The organism is Pantoea folii (assembly GCF_056678875.1).
In genome coordinates this window covers 19815-41508 of the sequence record NZ_JBWXON010000030.1, presented here as the reverse complement: position 1 = coordinate 41508, position 21694 = coordinate 19815, and the positions used below count along the sequence as shown (strand labels likewise).

Sequence of the window (21694 nt, the reverse complement as noted above, 5' to 3'; positions counted from 1 at the left end):
TGAAAGATGTCATCAAGGTACCGAGCGTAGGGATAATAAAATCAACCCGCGCTACGGCAAACGCCAGTCTCATAGGGGGAGAAAAAGGTGAGTATTTTAGGATATCTGCAAAAGGTCGGCCGCGCGCTTATGGTGCCGGTAGCGACACTGCCGGCAGCGGCAATCTTGATGGGGGTAGGGTATTGGATTGATCCAGACAGCTGGGGTGCAGGCAATGCGCTGGCCGCTCTGCTGATCAAGTCCGGTTCTGCCATTATCGAAAATATGTCAGTGCTGTTTGCCATCGGTGTGGCTTACGGTATGTCCAAAGATAAAGATGGTGCGGCCGCGTTAACCGGCTTCGTGGGCTTCCTGGTGGTGACGACACTCTGTTCACCTGCCGCAGTAGCGATGATTCAGAAGATTCCGGTCGATCAGGTGCCTGCTGCCTTCGGCAAGATCAACAACCAGTTCGTGGGTATTCTGGTCGGTATTCTCTCCGCTGAAGTGTATAACCGCTTTAGCCATGTTGAGCTGCCCAAAGCGCTGTCGTTCTTCAGCGGGCGCCGTTTGGTGCCGATCCTTGTCTCCTTCCTGATGATCGTTGTGGCGTTTATCCTGATGTACATCTGGCCAATCATCTTCGGCGGCCTGGTGAACTTCGGTGAGCACATTCAGAAAATGGGCTCGGTGGGCGCAGGCGTGTATGCCTTCTTTAACCGCTTGCTGATTCCGGTCGGTCTGCATCACGCACTGAACTCCGTATTCTGGTTTGACGTGGCAGGCATTAACGATATTCCTAAGTTCCTTGGCGGTGCACAATCAATCGCGAATGGCACGGGTATCCCGGGCATCACCGGTCGCTATCAGGCGGGCTTCTTCCCGATCATGATGTTTGGCTTGCCGGGTGCAGCATTGGCTATCTTCCACTGCGCACGTCCAGAAAACCGCGCGAAAGTCGGCGGTATTATGCTGGCTGCGGCCTTCGCGGCCTTCTTCACGGGGATCACTGAACCGCTGGAATTCTCCTTCATGTTCGTGGCACCGGTGTTGTATGTGATCCATGCCGTATTGACCGGTATCTCGGTATTTATTGCTGCGAGCATGCACTGGATTGCAGGCTTCGGCTTCAGTGCCGGTTTGGTGGATATGGTGCTGTCAACGCGTAACCCGCTGGCGGTGAATTGGTGGATGCTGATTCCACAAGGTCTGGTGTTCTTCGCCATCTACTATGTGGTATTCCGTTTCACTATCCAGAAATTCAATCTGATGACGCCGGGTCGTGAATTGTCTGCGGGCGATGAAACTGACGGCTACGACGTCAACGTTGATCACAGCGGTAACGGTGAAAGCCAGACCGAATCACTGGCACGTCGTTACATTGCCGCCATCGGCGGTTCAGACAACCTGACCAACATCGATGCCTGCATTACTCGTCTGCGTCTGAACGTCAAAGACTCAGCCCAGGTGAATGAAGGCGTGGCGAAACGTTTGGGTGCGTCTGGTGTGATTCGTTTGAACAAGCAGAGCGTGCAGGTGATTGTCGGCACTCAGGCTGAAAGCATCGCCTCCGCAATGAAAACGGTATTGAGCAAAGGCCCGGTTGCTGCGGCTTCCGCTCCTGCCACCGCTGCGCCGGTCGTGACTAAACCCCAGGCCGTGCTGAATACTGAAAAAGCGGTGATTGCTACGCTGGTGGCACCGGTGACCGGTGAGATTGTCGCGCTCGACGCGGTGCCGGATGAGGCGTTCGCCAGCAAAGCGGTGGGCGATGGTCTGGCAATCAAGCCAACCGACAAAACGGTGGTGGCTCCGATCGCCGGTACCGTGGTGAAAATCTTCAACACCAACCATGCGTTCTGTCTGGAAGCCGCTAACGGCGTTGAGATCGTGGTGCACATGGGCCTGGACACCGTGGCGCTGGAAGGAAAAGGCTTTACACGTCTGGTAGAAGAGGGAGCAACCGTCACTGCCGGTCAGCCGATTCTGGAGATGGATCTGGACTTCCTCAACGCCAACGCGCGCTCAATGATTAGCCCGGTGGTGGTCAGCAACAGCGATGATTTCGCCGGACTGAATCTGCTGGCCAGCGGTTCGGTGGTTGCAGGCGTCACGCCGCTGTATGAAGTGAAAAACTAAGTCCTTGTGATTTAGCCAGAAGGCAGGAAGAAATTCCTGCCTTTTTTGTTTTAAAACGACCAACAAACGGTTGTTTCCCTCCTGCGCTTTGTGGATCATACTCCGTTACTTCGTGGTACAAATCACCCGCTATTGTTTTGAGGATTTTGAGATGAGTGAGGCTGAAGCCCGCCCAACGAACTTTATTCGTCAGATCATCGACGAAGACTTGGCGAGCGGTAAGCACAGCAGTGTGCATACCCGTTTCCCGCCTGAGCCCAATGGTTATCTGCATATTGGCCATGCGAAATCAATCTGCCTGAACTTTGGTATCGCCCAAGATTATCAAGGACAGTGCAACCTGCGTTTTGACGATACTAACCCGGTGAAAGAAGACCTGGAGTTCGTTGAATCCATCAAGCGTGACGTGCAATGGCTGGGCTTTGAGTGGAGCGGCAACATTCGTTACTCCTCAGACTATTTCGACCAACTGTTTAACTACGCCGTTGAGCTGATCAATAAAGGTCTGGCTTACGTTGATGAGTTGTCGGCGGAAGAGATCCGTGAATATCGCGGCACCTTGACTGCGGCGGGTAAAAACAGCCCGTACCGCGACCGCAGCGTGGAAGAGAACCTCGCGCTGTTCCAGAAAATGCGTGATGGCGGTTTCGAGGAAGGTAAAGCTTGTCTGCGTGCCAAAATCGACATGGCATCGAGCTTCATTGTGATGCGCGATCCGGTGCTATACCGCATTAAGTTTGCCGATCACCATCAGACCGGCAGCAAGTGGTGCATCTACCCGATGTACGACTTCACCCACTGCATTTCGGATGCGATCGAAGGCATTACCCACTCATTGTGTACGCTGGAGTTCCAGGACAACCGTCGCCTTTACGATTGGGTGCTGGACAATATCACCATTCCGCAGCATCCGCGCCAGTACGAATTCTCGCGGCTGAATCTGGAATACGCGGTGATGTCGAAGCGCAAGCTGACGCAGTTGGTCACCGAGAAAGTGGTGGAAGGCTGGGACGATCCCCGCATGCTGACCGTTTCAGGTCTGCGCCGTCGTGGTTACAGCGCGGCCTCGATTCGTGAATTCTGCCGCCGCATCGGCGTGACTAAACAGGACAATATCGTTGAGATGGCGTCGCTGGAATCCTGTATTCGTGACGATCTCAATGAGAACGCACCACGCGCGATGGCGGTACTTGACCCGTTGAAAGTGGTGATCGAAAACCTGCCCGCCGGCCACGAAGAAACGCTGACCATGCCTAATCATCCAAACAAGCCGGAGATGGGCACGCGTGAAGTGTCGTTCAGCCGTGAAGTGTGGATTGATCGCGCTGACTTCCGTGAAGAAGCCAACAAACAGTACAAACGTTTGATTCTGGGCAAAGAAGTGCGTCTGCGCAATGCTTATGTGATTCGTGCTGAGCGTGTGGCGAAAGACGAAGAGGGTAACATTACCTGCATCTATGCCACTTGTGATGTTGACACCCTGAGCAAGGATCCGGCGGATGGTCGCAAAGTGAAAGGTGTGATCCACTGGGTTTCCGCCATTCATGGACTGCCAGCTGAGTTCCGTCTTTACGACCGTCTGTTCAGCGTGCCAAACCCCGCGGCGGCTGAGGATTTCCTCACCACCATTAACCCGAACTCGCTGGAGATCAAACAGGGCTTCGTGGAGTCTGGTTTGCGTGAAGCGGCCACTACCGCAGCTTATCAGTTTGAACGTGAAGGTTATTTCTGTGCCGATAGCGTCTACTCACAGCCGGGTAAATTGGTGTTTAACCGCACGGTTGGACTGCGCGATACTTTCGCGAAGATTGGCGAGTAATATCTTTCGTCAATAGCACAATATGATCATGAAAGGGCGAGCAATCGCCCTTTTTTATTGCCTGTAATTCGCCACGAGCAATTAATTATGCTGAAGGCGGCAAGCTGAGCTTGTTGTCTATTTTGCGACAATTCTGACTTTAGCAAAATTAACCCATTTGCGAGTGTGAAAAATTGTATTTCAGGTAGGCTATGCGCTCTCAACAAAGCTCTGCGGGTTATCAAAGGAAATAAAATGACAAGTCTCGCCCTGGAAGCTAAGCATAGTGTGGTGGTATTACATCAGCTTATTGAACGTGTTTTTAACCAGGTAGAAGGCAGTGATGACAGCATGGAACTGCTATTGTCACACTTTCACCCGGATTTCAAAATGGTGACGCCGCTGGGTAAGCAGCTGGATCTGAATGAGACCGAAGTGCTGTTTCGCAAACTGCACGGTCAGCGGGAAGGGCTGCGCATTGCCACCAGTGAGCATGCCATCATTTCTCAACAGAGCCAGGAAGTGACGATTCAGTATCGTGAACTGCAGATGTTGAACGGCACCCATCAAACGCGCATCTCTTTGGCTGTGCTGGATTGCAGCACCACCATTCCTCGCTGGCGCTACCTCCACGAGACCTTTATCGCTTGATAACAGGCATAAAAAAACCGGTGACCAGCACCGGTTTTTTTATATTGCATAGCACACTCAATTACTTATCGTGGAGCGTCTCGTCTTCGCGGCAGTCTCCCAGTGCACAGTGGCCGTACAAGTACAGGCTGTGGTTACTGAGTTTAATGCCATGGCGAGTGGCAATCTCACGCTGACGCGTTTCGATTGATTCATCGCTGAATTCGATTACTTTGCCACAATCCAGGCAGATCAAGTGGTCATGGTGATGCTGCTGAGTCAGTTCGAATACGGATTTGCCGCCTTCGAAGTTATGACGGGTGACGATACCCGCGTCATCAAACTGGTTAAGAACGCGATATACCGTTGCCAGGCCAATCTCTTCGCCCATATCGATCAGGCGCTTATACAAATCTTCCGCACTGACGTGATGGGACTCGGGGCCCGGTCCCTGAAGCACTTCCAAAATTTTCAATCTTGGCAGAGTGACTTTCAGGCCAGCCTTCTTCAATGCGGAGTTGTTGTCAGTCATTCGGATATTGTCCTGTTACTTTGCATGTCACTTACGGCGCAGGGGCCTTGAATGTTTAGGTCACACGTATTCTCATTTGCGTCTCATTATAGAACTCAAGCAGTGAAATGAAAACCGGGGTATCGCGCAAATCAACAAAAGTCGTAAGGATAAACATCGCCTACGTCAGCGCGGAACGGTGTGGTTTGGGTTTCCATTTCACTCAGCCTCAGTCAACAATCAGAGGAATAAGCGGATGACCATTGCGGGTATTCTACAGATTTGCGGGGAAAAGTTAAAAAACCGTAGCTATTATTTTTATAGGAAATTCCTTTGTCCCAATGTGAGCCAGCGCTCACATTGGGGAGGCGAGGCATCAGGCTTCGATGATCTCTTTTAACTGCAGCTCATCAAAAATCTGTTTCACCCAGGCATCAACACGTTCGTTGGTCAGCTCAGGTTGACGGTCTTCGTCAATTGCCAGGCCGAGGAAGTGTTTGTCATCGGCCAGACCTTTAGAGGCTTCAAAATGATAGCCCTCGGTCGGCCAGTGGCCCACGATCACCGCGCCATTTGGCTCAATGATGTCGCGAATCGTGCCCATCGCATCACAGAAATATTCTGCGTAGTCTTCCTGGTCGCCACAACCAAACAGCGCCACCAGTTTGCCATTAAAGTCGATCTCTTCCAGCGAAGGGAAGAAGTCATCCCAGTCACACTGTGCTTCGCCGTAATACCAGGTAGGAATGCCCAGCAGCAGGATGTCGAACGCTGCGAGATCTTCTTTGGTGCTCTTAGCAATGTCATGCACTTCGGCGACATCTTTACCCAGTTGTTTCTGGATCATTTTTGCAATGTTTTCAGTGTTGCCGGTATCGCTGCCGAAGAAAATGCCTACGATTGCCATGGGTTAAGTAACCTCTTAAAGCCTGATTGTGAAAGTAAGTCAATTGACTGCACATGTTAGCGAATGATAGCAGACCGTTGAAAAGGGCGGAACGAGTAAAGCCTGAACTTTGTGTTCCTGCGTGCGGTCAGCGCGCTAAGACAGTTTGAGTTGCGCCAGCAGCATTTGTTCAATCAACTCGCTGCGGCTGATGTTTTGTTGCTCGGCCAGCGTGTTCAGGGCGTCAACCGCTTCGCTGGACATTTTCAGCTCAACACGACGCAGCCCTCGCACTTTATCGCGCTTGAGCTGGTTACGTTTGTTGATACGCAACTGTTCGTCACGTGTCAGCAGGCTGGTTTTGGGTCGACCAGGACGCCGCTCGTCTGCAAAAAGATCAAGCGTGGTACGGTCTGTCTGTTCTTTTGCCATGATTTGTGAAACTGAGTGGGCGCGAACGGCGGAAAGGCGCTGCGCGATTTATACATTATCGGCCCGACCACGGCGAAAAAATCATCCGCGGCAAATTTTTAGCGCGACATCATACTCCAGCACCATCCGCGACGCCAACCCTAAACCGCATACGGCAAGCTTTTGCTTTTACAGGTTAAAAAAGCGACGAACTGCGCGCAAAACCGCATCAGGTTTTTCAGCATGTACCCAATGACCGGCCCCGCTAATCACGTGTGCGTGTGCCTGCGGGAACTGGCGTAGCAGTGCATCGCGGTGCTGATTGTCGAGGTAAGGAGAATCGCCACCGCGGATAAACAATGCGGGATGTGGCCAGGCGGGAACTTCTTCCCAGCCAGAAATCGTGGTGTAGTTGTCCCACAGCACCGGCACGTTAAAGCGCCACTCGCCCTCGACAAAGGACTTGAGGATAAACTGAATTACCCCCTCTTCAGTGACATGTTGACGCATCACCTCGGCCGCTTCGCTACGACGCGTTACACCCGCGGCGGTGACGGCGCGAATACCGGCAAAGATTTCATCGTGGCGGCGGGTTTGGTAATCCACGGGCGCGATATCGATCAGCACCATCTTCTCAATACGTTCGGGGGCCACTGCGCTCAATGCCATGGCGATCTTACCGCCCATCGAGTGACCTATCACGCCAGCGCGTTCAATCTGGTGTGCATCCAGCGTCTCAACGATATCTTGCGCCATGGCGTGATAATTCATCACCTCACTGCGCTCAGATAAACCATGGTTGCGTACGTCCACTTGTAGCGTGGGGCGAGCATCCCGTACGCCGCGTGCCAGCACGCCAAGGTTATCCATGCTGCCAAACAGGCCATGAATTAACAGAATCGGGGACGCTTCAGGGGGAGATTGTTCAGTTTGCAGACAGGCGTTCAAAATCATGGCTAAAGTTCTTACGGTTGTGACCTTGGCTTAGGGTATCATGGATTCACCTGTCCAGGAGCCAGCCGGCCAGGCATTAGGGCATATTCCGACTTTTGCCCTGAAACGACGCCAGCGCTATCGGCTGCCACGGATTTAACTTTATAATCCTTATGTTAGAGCCCGCTCACGTTTTGCACAGCTCGATTTTGCTAAGGCCGTTGCAATAAAGCGTGGTTCTGTCATTTGCCAGAATTGTACGGAATAAGATGAAAACGATTGAAGTTGACGAAGAACTCTACCGTTATATTGCCAGCCACACGCAGCACATTGGTGAAAGCGCCTCGGATATTTTGCGCCGCATGCTGAAGTTTACCGCGGGCCAGACCGCACCGACTGCACCTGTCGCTGCGGCTTCGGCTTCGGTCAAGGAAGCGCAGCCAGTGCGCAGCGAAGCGCGTCCTCAGGATCGCGTACGCGCCGTGCGTGAACTGCTGCTCTCTGATGAGTATGCTGAGCAGAATAAGGCGGTTAATCGCTTTATGCTGGTACTGTCAACGCTCTATCGTCTTGATCCAGCTGCCTTTGCTGAAGCCACTGCCTCGCTGCAGGGCCGCACTCGCGTCTATTTTGCGGGTGACGAGCATACGCTGCTGCAAAATGGCACCCATACTAAGCCGAAGCACGTTCCTGGCACACCGTACTGGGTGATCACCAATACCAATACAGGCCGCAAATGCAGCATGGTGGAACACATCATGCTGGCGATGCAGTTCCCACAGGAACTGACAGAGAAAGTTCGCGGCACCATTTAAACTGAAGCGTCAGGGAGAAGCGCCAATGGCCAATCACCCCCGTGCCGGGCAGCCTGCCCAGCAGAGCGATTTGATTAACGTTGCACAATTAACCTCGCAGTATTACGTCCTGAAGCCAGATGCGGCGAACCCGGACCATGCGGTGAAATTTGGCACTTCTGGCCACCGCGGCAGCGCGGGACGCCAAAGCTTCAATGAAGTGCACATTCTGGCGATTGCGCAAGCCATCGCGGAAGAGCGCAAAAAGAATGGCATCACCGGTCCGTGCTACGTGGGTAAAGATACTCACGCACTGTCTGAGCCGGCCATTCTGTCGGTGCTGGAAGTGCTGGCGGCGAACGGTGTAGATGTGATCGTGCAGCAGGACAATGGCTACACGCCAACGCCGGCGATCTCCAACGCCATTCTGGAACACAACAAACGCGGTGGCGCGCAGGCGGACGGTATCGTCATCACGCCTTCACACAACCCGCCAGAAGACGGTGGCATCAAGTACAACCCACCAAACGGTGGCCCGGCTGATACCAACGTCACCAAAGTGGTGGAAGATCGAGCTAATCAGCTGATCAAAGGTGAGCTGAAAGACGTGAAGCGTCTGCCACTGGATCAGGCTTGGGCAAGCGGCCATATCGTTGAGCAGGATCTGATTCAGCCTTATGTGGAAGGTCTGGCTGAGGTCATTGACTTCCCGGCAATCCAGAAAGCGGGCCTGAAAATCGGCGTTGATCCGCTGGGTGGTTCCGGTATCGCGTACTGGCAGCGTATCGCTGAACATTACAAGCTGGATCTGACCATCGTTAATGATGCAGTCGATCAGACTTTCCGCTTCATGCATCTGGACAAAGATGGCGTGGTGCGTATGGACTGTTCGTCTGAGTGCGCGATGGCCGGTCTGCTGGCGTACAAAGATAAGTTCGATCTGGCGTTTGGTAACGACCCGGATTACGACCGTCACGGCATCGTCACGCCTGCTGGCCTGATGAACCCGAACCATTATCTGGCGGTAGCGATCAACTACCTGTTCCAGCATCGCCCGCAGTGGGGCAAAGATGTGGCTGTGGGTAAAACCCTGGTCTCCAGCGCAATGATTGACCGCGTGGTCAACGACATCGGTCGCAAGCTGGTTGAAGTGCCAGTCGGCTTCAAATGGTTTGTTGATGGTCTGTTTGATGGCAGTTTCGGTTTCGGCGGCGAAGAGAGCGCGGGAGCTTCCTTCCTGCGCTTCGATGGTTCCGCCTGGTCAACCGATAAAGACGGTATCATCCTGTGCCTGCTGGCAGCCGAAATCACTGCGGTGACCGGCAAGAACCCGCAGCAGCACTATGACGAACTGGCAGCACGCTTCGGCGCGCCAAGCTATAACCGTCTGCAGGCGCCGGCGACCTCAGCGCAAAAAGCGGCACTGTCTAAGCTGTCACCGGAAATGGTGAGTGCTGACACGCTGGCGGGCGATCCGATTACTGCACGTCTGACCGCAGCACCGGGCAACGGCGCGTCAATCGGTGGTCTGAAAGTGATGACTGAAAACGGTTGGTTTGCTGCGCGTCCGTCAGGCACGGAAGACGCTTACAAAATCTACTGTGAAAGCTTCCTTGGCGCTGAGCATCGCCAGCAGATCGAGAAAGAAGCCGTAGAGATTGTCAGCGAAGTGCTGAAAAACGCGTAATTAAACGTCGAGGCGCGCTATGTGCGCCTTTTCACGCGTTTTCTATGGAACGACCCATGTGACAACATGGGTCGTTTTTTTATGGCATAAACCGATAGCCGATACCGGTTTCGGTCAGCAGATGGTTGGGTTGGGTGGGATTGCTTTCCAGCTTCTGGCGCAGGTGTCCCATATAAATGCGCAGATAATGACTATGCTCCACCGCATTCGGCCCCCACACCTGATTCAGCAACTGACGCTGCGTCAGCACTTTTCCGGCATTGTTCAGCAACAAACTCAGCAGGCGAAACTCGGTGGGCGTCAGGTGAATTTCCTGTTCGTTACGCAGCACGCGGCGCGCAGCCAGATCGACACTCACCTCCCCAAATTTCACGATCGGCTCAGGCTGGCTGCTTTGATGGCGACGTAACGCCACACGCACGCGGGCCAGCAATTCGCCAATACCAAACGGCTTGGTCAGATAATCATCGGCACCGGCATCCAGTGCATCGATTTTGTCCTGCTCATCACTGCGCGCAGACAGCACAATCACCGGCATGCTGCTCCACTGGCGCACTTCACGGATAAAGTCGTTGCCGTCGCCATCCGGCAGCCCAAGATCGAGGATCACTAAATCCGGCTTTCGTGTCGCTGCTTCAATCAGCCCGCGCTGTAATTGCTCCGCTTCCACAATTTTCAGACCTTCGCTTTCCAGCGCCAGGCGCACGAAACGGCGAATCTCTTTTTCATCTTCAACAATCAAGATGGTCGTCACGCTGACTCCTGCCACAGGTAAAGTTAACACGGCACTTTATCAAGAATTGGTCACCGCGTCCGTCATGATGTTTGTAACGGTGCAATATCCATATTTTTACAATTATGTAACTTACTTTCAGCGAAAGTCGAAAAGCACAAAAAAAGACCGAAATTAGTGGTCGGATGAGTAGTAAAATTACACAACCAGGCGTAATATCTGAGGCAGATCACATTTCAATGCAAAAATTACCCCAGGAGGCAATCATGTATCAGGCATATCCACTCTATAAAATCGTGTTGCGCCGTTTTCTGACGGTATTGGTCGGCATACTTGCCTTGCCCGTCATGCTGTTCCGCCAGGATCGTGCCCGTTTCTATAGCTATCTGCACCGCGTCTGGTGTAAGACCAGCACCAAGCCAGTCTGGCTGGCGCAGACAGAAGCGATAGGCAGCATCCACTGGTAAGTGCTCTCTCGACTCTCTAAGAACCCGGCAGCTTCAATCAAGCGCCGGGTTTTTTTATTCTAAACTTTGTCTGTATTCCCCGGTTACCCGCTGTTATCCCTCGCCGTTTCAGCTACACTTAAACCTCTACAAGAATTTGGAGGTTGTACAAGTATGAGCGAAAAAATTCCTGTCGGTATCAGCGCTTGCCTGCTCGGGGATAAGGTCCGTTTTGACGGTGGCCACAAGCGTTTCGCTTTTGCAACTGAAGAACTGACTCCCTTTATCCGCTTTGAACCGGTGTGTCCGGAAATGGCAATTGGCTTGCCCACGCCGCGTCCCGCACTGCGTCTGGTCAAAGAGTCGGATGATCAAATCCATCTTTGTTTCAGTAAAGATGGCGGGCAAGAGGTGACCGATGAGATGGAGCGCTGGTCGGCCGATCGCGTGAAATCCCTGCATCACCTTTGCGGCTATATTCTCTGCGCAAAATCACCCAGCTGCGGTCTTGAGCGCGTGCGCGTCTATCAGCCCGATACCAATGACAATCGCAAAGCGGGCACCGGCGTATTCACTGCCTTTCTGCAAAAAGAGATGCCATGGCTGCCTTTAGAGGAAGATGGCCGTTTACATGATGATGCTATCCGCGAAAACTTTATGGGCCGCGTGTATGCGCTGCATGAGTTCAATGAAATGTGGCGCAGCGGTTTAACCCGCCACAAGCTGATCGCCTTCCATAGTCGATACAAGTTGCTGCTGCTGTCGCATGCGCAGGATGAGTATCGCGAGATGGGACGCTTTGTGGCCGCGATGGAGCAGTGGGATTCGCTGGATGATTACGCCTATGAATACCGGATTCGCCTGATGCATTTGATGTCACATCAAGCTTCGCGTCGTAATCATACCAATGTGCTGATGCATGTGCAGGGCTACTTCCGCCCGCAGTTGTCGTCACCGCAGCGTCAGGAACTGGCACAGCTAATCGATCGTTATCGCACTGGCGTCCAGCCACTGTTGGTTCCCATCACCATGCTGAAACACTATATGGCGGAATATCCGCATCCGTGGCTGGCGCAGCAACGTTACTTTGATCCTTACCCGGAAGCGCTGCGTCTGCGCTACGGACAATAATCCCGGAGCATTATGACCACCCACTTAGTCTGGTTGCGTAACGATCTGCGCATCAATGACAACACTGCGCTGGCTGCTGCCTGCCGCGACAGCCATGCCAGGGTGCTGGCGCTGTTTATTGCCACGCCCAAACAGTGGCAGCAACACCATATGGCACCGAGGCAGGCGGCTTTTATTCATCAGAATCTGTGTGCGTTGCAAGATTCACTGGCCGAGCGCGGTATTCCGTTGCATTACCATCAGTGCGATGACTTTGCTGCTTCTGTGGATTACCTGAGTGCGTTTTGCGACCAGCATCAGGTGGATGAGTTGTATTACAACTATCAGTATGAAATTAATGAGCGCGAACGTGATGCGACCGCCGAAAAGCGTCTCGATGCCCAGGGCGTAATTTGTCAGGGCTTTGATGACAGCCTGTTATTGCCGCCTGGCAGCGTGCAGACCGGCAATCACACCATGTTTAAAGTCTTCACACCGTTCAGCCGCGCCTTTGTCCGTCGACTGCATCAGGGGTTACCGGAGTGTCATCATGCACCGAAAGCGCGCCGTGATGCGCCGATCAGTGCGGGTAAGAAAATCCCTGCTTTTGATTATCCGCAGGAAGATTTCGATGCATCGCTGTTTCCCGCTGGGGAAGAGGCAGCGCTGAAGCAATTGCGCCATTTCGGCAAACAATCGGTGCAGCACTATCCTGAGGTGCGCGATTTACCGGCACTAGATGGCACCAGCCGCTTATCGCCTTATCTGGCGATTGGGGTGCTGTCTCCGCGCCAATGTTTGCATCGTATTCTGAAAGAACACCCAGATGCACTGAACGAGGGTAAAGCCTTTACCTGGCTTAATGAACTGATCTGGCGCGAGTTTTACCGTCATCTGATGGTGGCCTTTCCAGCGTTGTGCAAGCACCAGCCGTTTGTGGAGTGGACGCATAACGTACAGTGGCAGAAAAACGAGGCGCATCTCACCGCCTGGCAGCAGGGCAAAACCGGTTATCCCATCGTCGATGCGGCAATGCGCCAACTCAACACACTGGGCTGGATGCACAATCGCCTGCGCATGATTGTTGCCAGCTTTCTGGTAAAAGACCTGCTGATCGACTGGCATGACGGTGAGCGCTACTTCATGCAGCAACTGATCGATGGCGATCTGGCGGCCAACAACGGTGGCTGGCAGTGGGCGGCCTCAACGGGCACCGACGCGGCACCGTACTTTCGCATATTCAATCCTACGACTCAGGGGGAACGCTTTGACGAGAAAGGCGAATTTATCCGTCAGTGGCTACCGGAATTGAAAGATGTGCCGGAGAGTGACATTCATCAGCCGCAGGTGTGGGCGAAGAAAAACAATAAGAAACTCGATTATCCTGCGCCAATCGTGGAACATAAGGACGCACGTAAAAAGACACTAGACGCCTTTGAGCGCGCGCGCAGCGCGGCCTGAGGCGATCAGGGAGCCGTACTAAATGAATCATGTTGAGTTAGAACATATTGTTAATCAGCAGCTGAACACCAGCGCCTTCAGTGACTATGCACCCAATGGTTTGCAGGTAGAGGGTCGCGCGGAAGTGAAAACTGTCATCACGGGCGTGACCGCCTGTCAGGCGCTGCTGGATGAAGCGGTCAAGCGCAATGCTGACGCTGTTCTGGTCCATCACGGATATTTCTGGAAAAGCGAATCGCCGCTGATTAAAGGAATGAAACGCCAACGCCTGCGCACGTTGCTGCTCAATGATATCAACCTGTATGGCTGGCACCTGCCGCTCGATGCCCATCCGCAGCTCGGCAACAATGCGCAGCTGGCAAAGTTATTTGATATTGACGTGAAAGGGGAAATTCAGCCGCTGGTGCCGTGGGGCGAATTGACTGAACCGTTGAGCGGTGAAGCGCTGGCGGCGAAAATCGCCGAACGTTTAGGTCGTAAACCGTTGCACTGTGGTGATAATGCCCCGGCACTGATAAAACGTATCGCCTGGTGTAGTGGCGGCGGACAGGGCTTTATCGATAGCGCGGCTGCTTTTGGTGTAGATGCATTTATCACGGGCGAAGTTTCTGAGCAAACCATTCACAGCGCACGTGAACAAGGTCTGCACTTTTTCGCCGCCGGACATCATGCCACCGAGCGCGCCGGTATCAAGGCGCTGGGCGAATGGCTGGCGCAGAGCTATGGCCTCGACGTAACCTTTATTGATATCGACAATCCTGCCTGATCTCTCTCTCTGCGTCCTTAATCCACGTTAAGGACGCAAATCTGTTGACACATCTCTGTCACTTTCGCATAACTTATTGACTTTCATTATAAGCAAAGCGATTTGTGGACATTTTTTGTCCGCGCTAATCATGACCGGGAGGTGGGTTTTGCAACGAGCACGTTGTTATCTACTGGGTGAGCGAGCAGTGGTACTGGAGCTGGAACCCCCCGTTTCACTCGCCAGCCAGCAGCGCATCTGGGGACTGTGCCAGCGCCTGCAGCACAATGAACAGGTTCAGGAAGTGATTCCGGGGATGAATAACCTGACGCTGCTACTGCGCGATCCGCAATTGAATGCACTGGATGCCATCGAGCGTTTACAGCGCTGGTGGGAAGAGAGTGAAGAACAGATCCCTGAATCGCGTCGGGTAGAGATTCCGGTGGTGTACGGTGGCTCGGGTGGGCCTGATCTGCAGGTGGTGGCAGATGGCGCCAGCATGACGCCAAAGCAGGTCGTCGAGCTGCACAGCAGTGTTGATTACGTGGTCTATTTTATCGGCTTCCAGCCGGGTTTTCCCTATATGGGCGGATTGGATGAGCGTTTGCACACGCCGCGCCGTGCTGAACCGCGAGTTATCGTTCCCAGTGGATCAGTCGGCATCGGTGGCAGTCAGACGGGTATCTACCCATTGGCCGCACCTGGCGGTTGGCAGCTAATTGGCCATACGCCCGTCAGCCTGTTTGACCCCTTACAACACCCGCCGACACTGCTGCGCCCCGGTGACAGCGTGCGCTTTGTGCCGCAACAGGAGGGCGTATGTTAAACATTCTACGTGCCGGATTGATGACCTCGATTCAGGATCAGGGTCGTACCGGCTGGCGGCAATATGGTATTAGCGTTAGCGGAGCGCTGGATCAACCCTCAATGCGTACCGCCAATATGCTGGTGGGCAACCCGGAAGAGAGCGCGGTATTAGAGATGGTGCTTGGCCAGTTTAAAGCGGAATTTAAACGTGACGGCTGGTTTGCGCTGACCGGAGCAGGTTGTAATGCCGATCTGGATGGCAAACCGGTGTGGACTGGCTGGCGCTTACCGGTGAAAAAAGGCCAGGTCTTATCACTGGCGATGCCGGTGCGCGGTATGCGCAGTTATCTGGCAGTGAATGGTGGTTTCGCCATCGATGAGATGCTCGGTTCGCACTGTACCGATCTCAAAGCTGGTTTTGGTGGTTTCCAGGGTCGTAAGTTGCAGGATGGCGATCAGTTGCCGTTGGGCAAACCCTCCCGCACCTTCAAAGGCAAAGCGGGCGTACGTCAGTTGTTGTGGGGCAACCGTATTCGCGCCTTGCCGGGCCCGGAGTACAACGAGTTCACCCGCGAAGCCCAGGAAGGTTTCTGGCGCAGCCCGTGGAAGCTCAGCCCGCAGAGCAATCGTATGGGTTACCGCATGCAGGGGCGTCAACTGCAGCGTAAAGCCACGCGTGATTTGTTGTCACATGGGTTAGTGCCCGGTGTAGTGCAGGTGCCGCCTAATGGCCAACCGATTGTGCTGATGGCCGATGCGCAAACTACGGGCGGTTATCCGCGTATCGCCTGTGTTATCGAAGCTGACCTGTATCAACTGGCGCAGATTCGCCTCGGTGAGCCGATTCACTTTATCCATTGCACACTAGAAGAAGCGCTGCTGGCGAAACAACATCAGCAACGCTCCTTCGACCAAATAGCCTGGGGGCTTGCACATGAAGATTGATCTTAATGCTGACCTGGGCGAAGGCAGCGCCAGCGATCAGGAGCTGCTAACGCTGGTGAGTTCGGCCAATATCGCCTGTGGATTCCACGCCGGTGATGCGCAAACCATGCTGCAATCGGTGCGCTGGGCCAAAGCCTCAGGTGTGGCGATCGGCGCCCACCCGAGCTTTCCGGATCGCGAGAACTTTGGTCGCACCGCGATGCAGCTGCCGCCGGAAACGGTGTATGCGCAGATGATCTATCAGATCGGTGCATTAAAGAGCATCGCCGAAAGTGAAGGTGAGCGTTTAGTGCATGTGAAGCCGCACGGTATGCTGTACAACCAGGCCGCGGCGGATGCCACGCTCGCCGATGCGATTGCCCGCGCGGTGAAAGCGGTGGATCCCGCATTGATTCTGGTCGGTCTGGCGGGCAGTGCTTCCATCAAGGCGGCTGCGCATCATGGCTTGCGCACGCGGGAAGAGGTATTCGCCGACCGTGGCTATCTGGCAACCGGCGCACTGGTGCCGCGCAGCCAGCCAGGCGCGATGATTGAAGAAGCCGAGCAGGCGCTGGCGCAAACGCTCACCATGGTGCAGCAGCGTCAGGTGCAGAGTATCAGCGGGGAGTGGGTGAAAGTGAATGCCGAGACCGTCTGCTTACATGGTGATGGCGCACATGCGCTGCAATTTGCGCGCACGTTGCGTGCGGCTTTTGCTACCCATCAAATTACTGTGACCAGCGCATAACAAATAACAACTCGCCCGATCTGTATCGGGCTTTTTATTTCTGATGAGGGGAAAAACATGGATAACGTGGTCAATCTCTGGCCGTTACTCGGCATTGCCGCCATCGTTCTGGGATTCGTGTTGCGCTTTAACCCGGTGCTGGTGGTGATTGTTGCCGGTTTTGTTACCGGCCTGGCCGCGCATCTGCCGCTGGCCGATATTCTGGAGAAACTTGGTTCCGGCTTCCTGAACACCCGCAACCTGCCGCTGATTTTGCTGCTGCCGCTGGCCGTGATCGGTTTGCTGGAGCGCCACGGTTTGAAGGAGCGCGCACAAAGCTGGATCGCGCAGATCAAAACCGCAACGGCGGGCCGTTTGCTGATTGTCTATCTGTTCGTGCGTGAAATCACCGCGGCACTCGGTTTAACCAGCCTCGGAGGTCATCCGCAGATGGTGCGCCCACTGCTGGCACCGATGGCAGAAGGCGCCACTGAAAACCGCTATGGCGAAGTACCCGATGAAGTGCGCCATCGCTTGCGCGCCATGTCGGCAGCCACCGATAACGTCGGGCTGTTCTTTGGTGAAGATATCTTTGTCGCATTCGGCGCGATTATCTTCATGCACAACTTTATGCAGGAGTCGGCAGGCATTAGCACCGAGCCGCTGCATATCGCCTTGTGGGGTATTCCCACCGCACTCTGTGCCTTCCTGATCCATTCGGCGCGACTGGTGCGCCTTGACCGCCAGCTGGCGCGTGAATTGGGTGCCATTAATCAGCAGGCGTTGCACGCCAAAGGCGGGAAATAATGTTTCAGCAACAATATCTGATGTGGCTGGCAGGTGTAATCCTGCTGGTGGTCGCCGTTCTCTCCTGGCGCGATGCGGCTAACCCAAGACGCTTTACCACCGGTTTATTCTGGGCGCTGTATGGCCTGATGTTCCTGATTGGTGATGGTGCTTATCAACTGATGGGGCAGTGGGCAGGCGATGCCGCTGCGGGTAAACGCATGCTGCACATTGGCGTCGGCATTGCGGTGGTGTTGATGGCGTTAATTGCCGGTTTCGGCGGCGTGCGCCTCGGCAGCTATCATCAGCGCAGCGATCAGCAGAAGCGCGAAAGTGCACAGCGTCTGCGTAATAAGCTGTTTTTACCCGCGCTGGCGATTCCGGTGGTCACCGTGATTGGTGTGCTGGCGTTTAACAACATCCCGGGTTTGCAAGATGCTGTGTTTGGCCCGGGTAATCATTCAACGCTGGTGACCCTGTTCTCGATGATGGTCGGCTGCGTGCTGGGCTGGGTCATCGCGCTGCAAATCACCCATGAAAAACCGCTGCAGTCGATGCAGGAAACTCGCCGCCTGCTGGATGCGGTGGGTTGGGCATTTATTCTGCCGCAAATTCTTGCCACGCTTGGTCTGTTATTCACCAGCGCGGGCGTCGGCACTGCGATTTCACATCTGACTGAACAGTATCTGGCAGTGGACAATCGCCTGATTGCGGTTGCGGTGTATGCGATTGGCATGGCCCTGTTAACCATGGTGATGGGCAATGCGTTTGCCGCTTTCCCGATAGTGACGGCTGGCATTGGGATTCCTATTCTGGTGCTGCAACACGGCGGCAATCCGGCGGTCATGGCGGCAATTGGCATGTTCTCTGGCTATTGCGGCACCCTGATGACGCCGATGGCGGCGAACTTCAACATCGTACCCGCGCGGTTACTGGAGTTGCCGGATCGAAACGGGGTGATCAAGGCTCAGGTGCCAACCGGTGTGCTACTGTTGGTGGTAAACGTATTCCTGCTCTACTTCCTGATGTTCTTGTGAGGTCGCAATGAAAACGGTATTGATGACGGCGTTTGAGCCGTTCGGTGGCGAAACCATTAACCCTTCATGGGAAGCGGTGCGCAGTTTTGACGGTAAAGAGATTGCCGGAGCCCGAATTGTGGTACGCCAGCTACCCGTGGTGTTTGCCACCTGCGGAAAGGTGCTAACGCAAGCGCTGGATGAGATTCAACCTGACCGAGTATTATGCGTGGGCCAGGCCGGTGGGCGTGTTGATATCACCGTCGAACGTGTGGCGATCAACGTGGATGATGCGCGTATTCCCGACAACGATCAGCAGCAGCCGATCGACCAGCCCATCGTGATGGATGGACCTGCCGCCTATTTTTCCACCTTACCGATTAAAGCGATGGTTGCAGCACTGCGTGAAGTGGGTGTGCCGGCCTCGGTATCGCAAACGGCCGGCACATTTACCTGTAATCACGTGATGTACAGCCTGTTGCACTGGCTGAAGACCACCAACAGTCCGGCACGCGGGGGCTTTATTCATATCCCCTATATGCCTGAACAGGCGGTGAACCATCCCGGCGTCGCCAGTATGGCGACGGCCAGCGTGATCCTGGCGCTGGAAACCTCGTTGCAGGTGATGCTGAGCACTGAAAATGACATCCGCGTGGTCGGTGGATCGACGCATTAACAGGAGAAGTTATGCCTGAAGGACCGGAGATCCGCCGTGCGGCGGATCAACTGGCAGCGGCGATGGAAGGCAGGCCACTCACTGATGTGTGGTTTGCCTTTCCTGAATTGAAAACCTACGAACCAGCACTAATGGGTGAAACCATTACGGCTTTTGAAACACGTGGCAAAGCACTGCTGACGCATTTTTCGAATGGCTTAATTCTCTATAGCCATAATCAATTGTACGGTGTGTGGCGAGTGGTGCCGACCGGCACTGAACCCAACACTTCGCGGCAGTTGCGCGTGCGGTTGGCAAACGCCGAACAGACCATCCTGCTCTACAGCGCTTCGGATATCGAACTGCTCAATGCAGATACCGTCGGCGCACATCCCTTTCTGCAGCGCGTGGGGCCCGATGTGCTCGATGCCACTTTAACGGTGGCAGAGGTGCGTGAGCGGCTGCTATCGCCGCGTTTTCGTCGCCGTCAGTTCAGCGGATTGTTACTCGATCAGGCCTTTCTGGCGGGATTGGGTAACTATTTGCGTGTGGAGATTTTATGGCATGCCGGATTGCTGGCGTCGCATCGGGCGCAGGATCTCACTGAGGCACAGCTCAATGCATTAAGTGAGGCGATGCTGGCGGTGCCACGTTTGTCGTATCAGATGCGCGGCAGTATGAAGAAATACCATGCCGATGCGGCGTTTCGCTTTGAGGTGTTTCATCGCCAGGGCAAGAGATGTCGGCGCTGCGGCACGCTGATTGAGAAGGGCACGCTATCGTCGCGGCCATTTTACTGGTGCCCGGGATGTCAGTTTTGACGCCATAATTCGAACAATAAAAAAGCTGCCATCTCAATGAAATGGCAGCCTTTTTTCACACTCATTCAGCTGTGGATTACTTTTTCAGCGCCGAGTTAAATGGACGCTCGGTGTAACCGGTGTACAGCTGACGTGGACGTGCAATCTTCATGCCTTCGTCGTGCATCTCTTTCCAGTGTGCAATCCAACCCACGGTACGCGCCATCGCGAAGATCACGGTAAACATGGAAGAAGGAATACCCATCGCTTTCAGAATAATGCCAGAGTAGAAATCGACGTTTGGATAGAGTTTACGCTCGATGAAGTACGGGTCGTTCAGCGCGATATGTTCCAGCTCCATCGCCACTTCCAGCAGGTCATCTTTCATACCCAACTCATTCAGCACTTCGTGACAGGTTTCACGCATCACGGTGGCGCGAGGGTCATAGTTTTTGTAAACACGGTGACCGAAGCCCATCAGACGGAACGAATCGTTTTTGTCTTTCGCGCGACGTACGAATTCTGGAATGTGCTCAACGGTGCTGATCTCTTCCAGCATACGCAGGGTAGCTTCGTTGGCGCCACCGTGTGCCGGTCCCCACAGTGAAGCGATACCCGCAGCGATACAGGCAAATGGGTTTGCACCAGAAGAACCGGCGGTACGCACGGTTGAGGTAGAGGCGTTCTGCTCATGATCAGCATGCAGAATCAGAATACGGTCCATGGCGCGTTCCAGCACCGGGTTCACTTTGTACTCTTCACACGGTGTGGCGAACATCATATGCAGGAAGTTGCCTGCGTAGGACAGGTCGTTACGTGGGTAAACGAACGGCTGGCCAATCGAATATTTGTAGCACATCGCTGCCATGGTCGGCATTTTGGACAGCAGGCGGAAGGCAGCGATTTCACGGTGACGTTCAATGTTGACGTCTAAGGAGTCGTGATAGAACGCCGCCAGGGCGCCAGTGACACCACACATTACCGCCATTGGATGCGAGTCGCGGCGGAAGCCATGGAACAGTCGGGTGATTTGCTCGTGGATCATGGTGTGGCGGGTAACGGTGGTGCGGAATTCTTCAAACTGGGCTTGGGTCGGAGCTTCGCCATTCAGCAGGATGTAACACACTTCGAGGTAGTTGGAGTGGGTTGCAAGTTCGGAAATCGGGAAGCCGCGGTGTAACAGAATGCCTTCATCACCATCAATAAAAGTGATTTTAGATTCGCATGACGCAGTAGAGGTGAAACCGGGATCGAAAGTGAACAGGCCGTGATTGCCAAGTGTGCGGACATCAACAACGTCTTGTCCCAGCGTACCTTGCATCACATCCAGTTCAACGGAAGCATTATCTTGTAGGGTTAGCGTCACTTTTTTATCTGTCATTTTTCGTCTCCATAGCGCCTTAGTAGGTAAGGATCTTAGACACCAGAATAGCCTTCATGTTGTGTAAAACCACAATCTTCACAGTATCACTCTGCGGTAACGTTTGTCGTGCAGGGTTACAGGTAGATGTATTAGGGCCAGTCGGTGGCGTTCGGGCATGACATGCTGAACAGCGCGGATGTTAAAGATCCTGTCACGACATAACTTCTTGGTAACCAATAACCTGATGCTTTGTGTTGCTCGTAAAGGCAATGTTACATAACTTGAGCTTAGGGGAAAGTGTATCCCCATAACTTTTGTGCATCATAGGGCTTTAATGCGTTTGTTTGTAACTG

22 protein-coding genes are annotated in these 21694 nt (G+C 53.9%); 16 read left to right on the top strand and 6 right to left on the bottom strand.

Features of this window, described 5'->3' with window-relative positions:
- Positions 1-93 precede the first annotated feature (93 nt).
- The 3 genes from nagE (at position 94) to AC1MDE_RS24820 (ending at position 4567) form a co-directional block, all read left to right on the top strand.
- On the top strand, positions 94-2118 hold the full coding sequence (nagE, locus tag AC1MDE_RS24830) for an N-acetylglucosamine-specific PTS transporter subunit IIBC (protein WP_058962154.1): 2025 nt from the start codon (positions 94-96) through the stop codon (positions 2116-2118).
- A gap of 151 nt (positions 2119-2269) precedes the next feature.
- Entirely contained in the window at positions 2270-3937 is a 1668-nt protein-coding gene (glnS, locus tag AC1MDE_RS24825; RefSeq protein WP_480345164.1) for a glutamine--tRNA ligase, read from the top strand.
- Positions 3938-4171: 234 nt separating this feature from the next.
- Positions 4172-4567, top strand: coding sequence for a hypothetical protein (locus AC1MDE_RS24820; RefSeq protein ID WP_038648263.1), 396 nt, complete (start codon positions 4172-4174; stop codon positions 4565-4567).
- 61 nt (positions 4568-4628) lie between these two features.
- On the opposite strand, the gene fur is transcribed toward AC1MDE_RS24820, so the two are convergent.
- The 4 genes from fur to ybfF form a co-directional block, all read right to left on the bottom strand.
- A complete protein-coding gene (gene fur / locus AC1MDE_RS24815) occupies positions 4629-5078 on the bottom strand; it encodes a ferric iron uptake transcriptional regulator (protein ID WP_058962149.1) in 450 nt (149 codons plus the stop codon).
- A gap of 355 nt (positions 5079-5433) precedes the next feature.
- Positions 5434-5964 (bottom strand): flavodoxin FldA, encoded by a 531-nt coding sequence (gene fldA, locus AC1MDE_RS24810; RefSeq protein WP_058962148.1) that lies wholly within the window; start codon positions 5962-5964, stop codon positions 5434-5436.
- Between the two features lie 135 nt (positions 5965-6099).
- Positions 6100-6375, bottom strand: coding sequence for a LexA regulated protein (gene ybfE / locus AC1MDE_RS24805; RefSeq protein ID WP_034829114.1), 276 nt, complete (start codon positions 6373-6375; stop codon positions 6100-6102).
- 168 nt (positions 6376-6543) lie between these two features.
- On the bottom strand, positions 6544-7308 hold the full coding sequence (ybfF, locus tag AC1MDE_RS24800) for an esterase (RefSeq protein ID WP_480345163.1): 765 nt from the start codon (positions 7306-7308) through the stop codon (positions 6544-6546).
- A gap of 248 nt (positions 7309-7556) precedes the next feature.
- On the opposite strand from ybfF, the gene seqA reads away from it, so the two are divergent.
- Together seqA and pgm are read left to right on the top strand one after the other, a co-directional pair.
- A complete protein-coding gene (seqA, locus tag AC1MDE_RS24795) occupies positions 7557-8102 on the top strand; it encodes a replication initiation negative regulator SeqA (protein ID WP_058962146.1) in 546 nt (181 codons plus the stop codon).
- Positions 8103-8127: 25 nt separating this feature from the next.
- A complete protein-coding gene (pgm, locus tag AC1MDE_RS24790; protein ID WP_034829119.1) occupies positions 8128-9768 on the top strand; it encodes a phosphoglucomutase (alpha-D-glucose-1,6-bisphosphate-dependent) in 1641 nt (546 codons plus the stop codon).
- 79 nt (positions 9769-9847) lie between these two features.
- Here pgm and kdpE read toward each other — a convergent pair whose 3' ends face one another.
- Complete coding sequence (gene kdpE / locus AC1MDE_RS24785; protein ID WP_479401065.1) at positions 9848-10522, bottom strand: two-component system response regulator KdpE; 675 nt, start codon at positions 10520-10522, stop codon at positions 9848-9850.
- 245 nt (positions 10523-10767) lie between these two features.
- Here kdpE and AC1MDE_RS24780 point away from each other — a divergent pair, with 245 nt between their 5' ends.
- The 11 genes from AC1MDE_RS24780 (at position 10768) to nei (ending at position 19999) form a co-directional block, all read left to right on the top strand.
- Positions 10768-10968, top strand: a complete 201-nt coding sequence (locus tag AC1MDE_RS24780) for a YbfA family protein (protein WP_480345162.1) — start codon at positions 10768-10770, stop codon at positions 10966-10968.
- 153 nt (positions 10969-11121) lie between these two features.
- Positions 11122-12078, top strand: a complete 957-nt coding sequence (locus AC1MDE_RS24775; protein ID WP_034829125.1) for a YbgA family protein — start codon at positions 11122-11124, stop codon at positions 12076-12078.
- 12 nt (positions 12079-12090) lie between these two features.
- Positions 12091-13518 (top strand): deoxyribodipyrimidine photo-lyase, encoded by a 1428-nt coding sequence (gene phrB / locus AC1MDE_RS24770; protein WP_058962142.1) that lies wholly within the window; start codon positions 12091-12093, stop codon positions 13516-13518.
- Between the two features lie 22 nt (positions 13519-13540).
- Entirely contained in the window at positions 13541-14284 is a 744-nt protein-coding gene (locus AC1MDE_RS24765; protein WP_058962141.1) for a type 2 GTP cyclohydrolase I, read from the top strand.
- A 148-nt stretch (positions 14285-14432) separates the two neighbouring features.
- Entirely contained in the window at positions 14433-15089 is a 657-nt protein-coding gene (pxpB, locus tag AC1MDE_RS24760; RefSeq protein ID WP_034829131.1) for a 5-oxoprolinase subunit PxpB, read from the top strand.
- Positions 15083-16015 (top strand): 5-oxoprolinase subunit PxpC, encoded by a 933-nt coding sequence (gene pxpC / locus AC1MDE_RS24755; protein WP_480345161.1) that lies wholly within the window; start codon positions 15083-15085, stop codon positions 16013-16015. Before pxpB ends, pxpC begins: the two co-directional genes overlap by 7 nt.
- A complete protein-coding gene (gene pxpA / locus AC1MDE_RS24750) occupies positions 16005-16742 on the top strand; it encodes a 5-oxoprolinase subunit PxpA (protein WP_058962139.1) in 738 nt (245 codons plus the stop codon). Before pxpC ends, pxpA begins: the two co-directional genes overlap by 11 nt.
- 57 nt (positions 16743-16799) lie before the next feature.
- The gene (locus AC1MDE_RS24745; protein WP_034829137.1) at positions 16800-17528 is read left to right on the top strand and encodes a DUF969 domain-containing protein; all 729 of its coding nucleotides are present in this window, start codon (positions 16800-16802) and stop codon (positions 17526-17528) included.
- Positions 17528-18544: a DUF979 domain-containing protein gene (locus AC1MDE_RS24740; RefSeq protein WP_058962138.1), complete on the top strand. Its 1017-nt coding sequence runs from the start codon at positions 17528-17530 to the stop codon at positions 18542-18544. The genes AC1MDE_RS24745 and AC1MDE_RS24740 overlap by 1 nt, the downstream gene beginning before the upstream one ends.
- A gap of 7 nt (positions 18545-18551) precedes the next feature.
- Entirely contained in the window at positions 18552-19199 is a 648-nt protein-coding gene (gene pcp, locus AC1MDE_RS24735; protein WP_058962137.1) for a pyroglutamyl-peptidase I, read from the top strand.
- A gap of 11 nt (positions 19200-19210) precedes the next feature.
- A complete protein-coding gene (gene nei, locus AC1MDE_RS24730) occupies positions 19211-19999 on the top strand; it encodes an endonuclease VIII (protein WP_097117417.1) in 789 nt (262 codons plus the stop codon).
- A gap of 76 nt (positions 20000-20075) precedes the next feature.
- Here nei and AC1MDE_RS24725 read toward each other — a convergent pair whose 3' ends face one another.
- Entirely contained in the window at positions 20076-21359 is a 1284-nt protein-coding gene (locus tag AC1MDE_RS24725; RefSeq protein WP_034829145.1) for a citrate synthase, read from the bottom strand.
- Between the last annotated feature and the right edge of the window lie 335 nt (positions 21360-21694).

What these genes read in the sequence shown, in the direction of transcription:
- AC1MDE_RS24740 (WP_058962138.1), top strand. Translation starts at nt 17,528, where the DNA reads ATGTTTCAGCAACAATATCTGATGTGGCTGGCAGGTGTAATCCTGCTG.
- AC1MDE_RS24745 (WP_034829137.1), top strand. Translation starts at nt 16,800, where the DNA reads ATGGATAACGTGGTCAATCTCTGGCCGTTACTCGGCATTGCCGCCATC.
- AC1MDE_RS24780 (WP_480345162.1), top strand. Translation starts at nt 10,768, where the DNA reads ATGTATCAGGCATATCCACTCTATAAAATCGTGTTGCGCCGTTTTCTG.
- pcp (WP_058962137.1), top strand. Translation starts at nt 18,552, where the DNA reads ATGAAAACGGTATTGATGACGGCGTTTGAGCCGTTCGGTGGCGAAACC.
- phrB (WP_058962142.1), top strand. Translation starts at nt 12,091, where the DNA reads ATGACCACCCACTTAGTCTGGTTGCGTAACGATCTGCGCATCAATGAC.
- ybfE (WP_034829114.1), bottom strand. Translation starts at nt 6,375, where the DNA reads ATGGCAAAAGAACAGACAGACCGTACCACGCTTGATCTTTTTGCAGAC.
- ybfF (WP_480345163.1), bottom strand. Translation starts at nt 7,308, where the DNA reads ATGATTTTGAACGCCTGTCTGCAAACTGAACAATCTCCCCCTGAAGCG.
- AC1MDE_RS24775 (WP_034829125.1), top strand. Translation starts at nt 11,122, where the DNA reads ATGAGCGAAAAAATTCCTGTCGGTATCAGCGCTTGCCTGCTCGGGGAT.
- pxpC (WP_480345161.1), top strand. Translation starts at nt 15,083, where the DNA reads ATGTTAAACATTCTACGTGCCGGATTGATGACCTCGATTCAGGATCAG.
- glnS (WP_480345164.1), top strand. Translation starts at nt 2,270, where the DNA reads ATGAGTGAGGCTGAAGCCCGCCCAACGAACTTTATTCGTCAGATCATC.
- AC1MDE_RS24820 (WP_038648263.1), top strand. Translation starts at nt 4,172, where the DNA reads ATGACAAGTCTCGCCCTGGAAGCTAAGCATAGTGTGGTGGTATTACAT.
- AC1MDE_RS24765 (WP_058962141.1), top strand. Translation starts at nt 13,541, where the DNA reads ATGAATCATGTTGAGTTAGAACATATTGTTAATCAGCAGCTGAACACC.
- seqA (WP_058962146.1), top strand. Translation starts at nt 7,557, where the DNA reads ATGAAAACGATTGAAGTTGACGAAGAACTCTACCGTTATATTGCCAGC.
- fldA (WP_058962148.1), bottom strand. Translation starts at nt 5,964, where the DNA reads ATGGCAATCGTAGGCATTTTCTTCGGCAGCGATACCGGCAACACTGAA.
- pgm (WP_034829119.1), top strand. Translation starts at nt 8,128, where the DNA reads ATGGCCAATCACCCCCGTGCCGGGCAGCCTGCCCAGCAGAGCGATTTG.
- pxpA (WP_058962139.1), top strand. Translation starts at nt 16,005, where the DNA reads ATGAAGATTGATCTTAATGCTGACCTGGGCGAAGGCAGCGCCAGCGAT.
- fur (WP_058962149.1), bottom strand. Translation starts at nt 5,078, where the DNA reads ATGACTGACAACAACTCCGCATTGAAGAAGGCTGGCCTGAAAGTCACT.
- AC1MDE_RS24725 (WP_034829145.1), bottom strand. Translation starts at nt 21,359, where the DNA reads ATGACAGATAAAAAAGTGACGCTAACCCTACAAGATAATGCTTCCGTT.
- nei (WP_097117417.1), top strand. Translation starts at nt 19,211, where the DNA reads ATGCCTGAAGGACCGGAGATCCGCCGTGCGGCGGATCAACTGGCAGCG.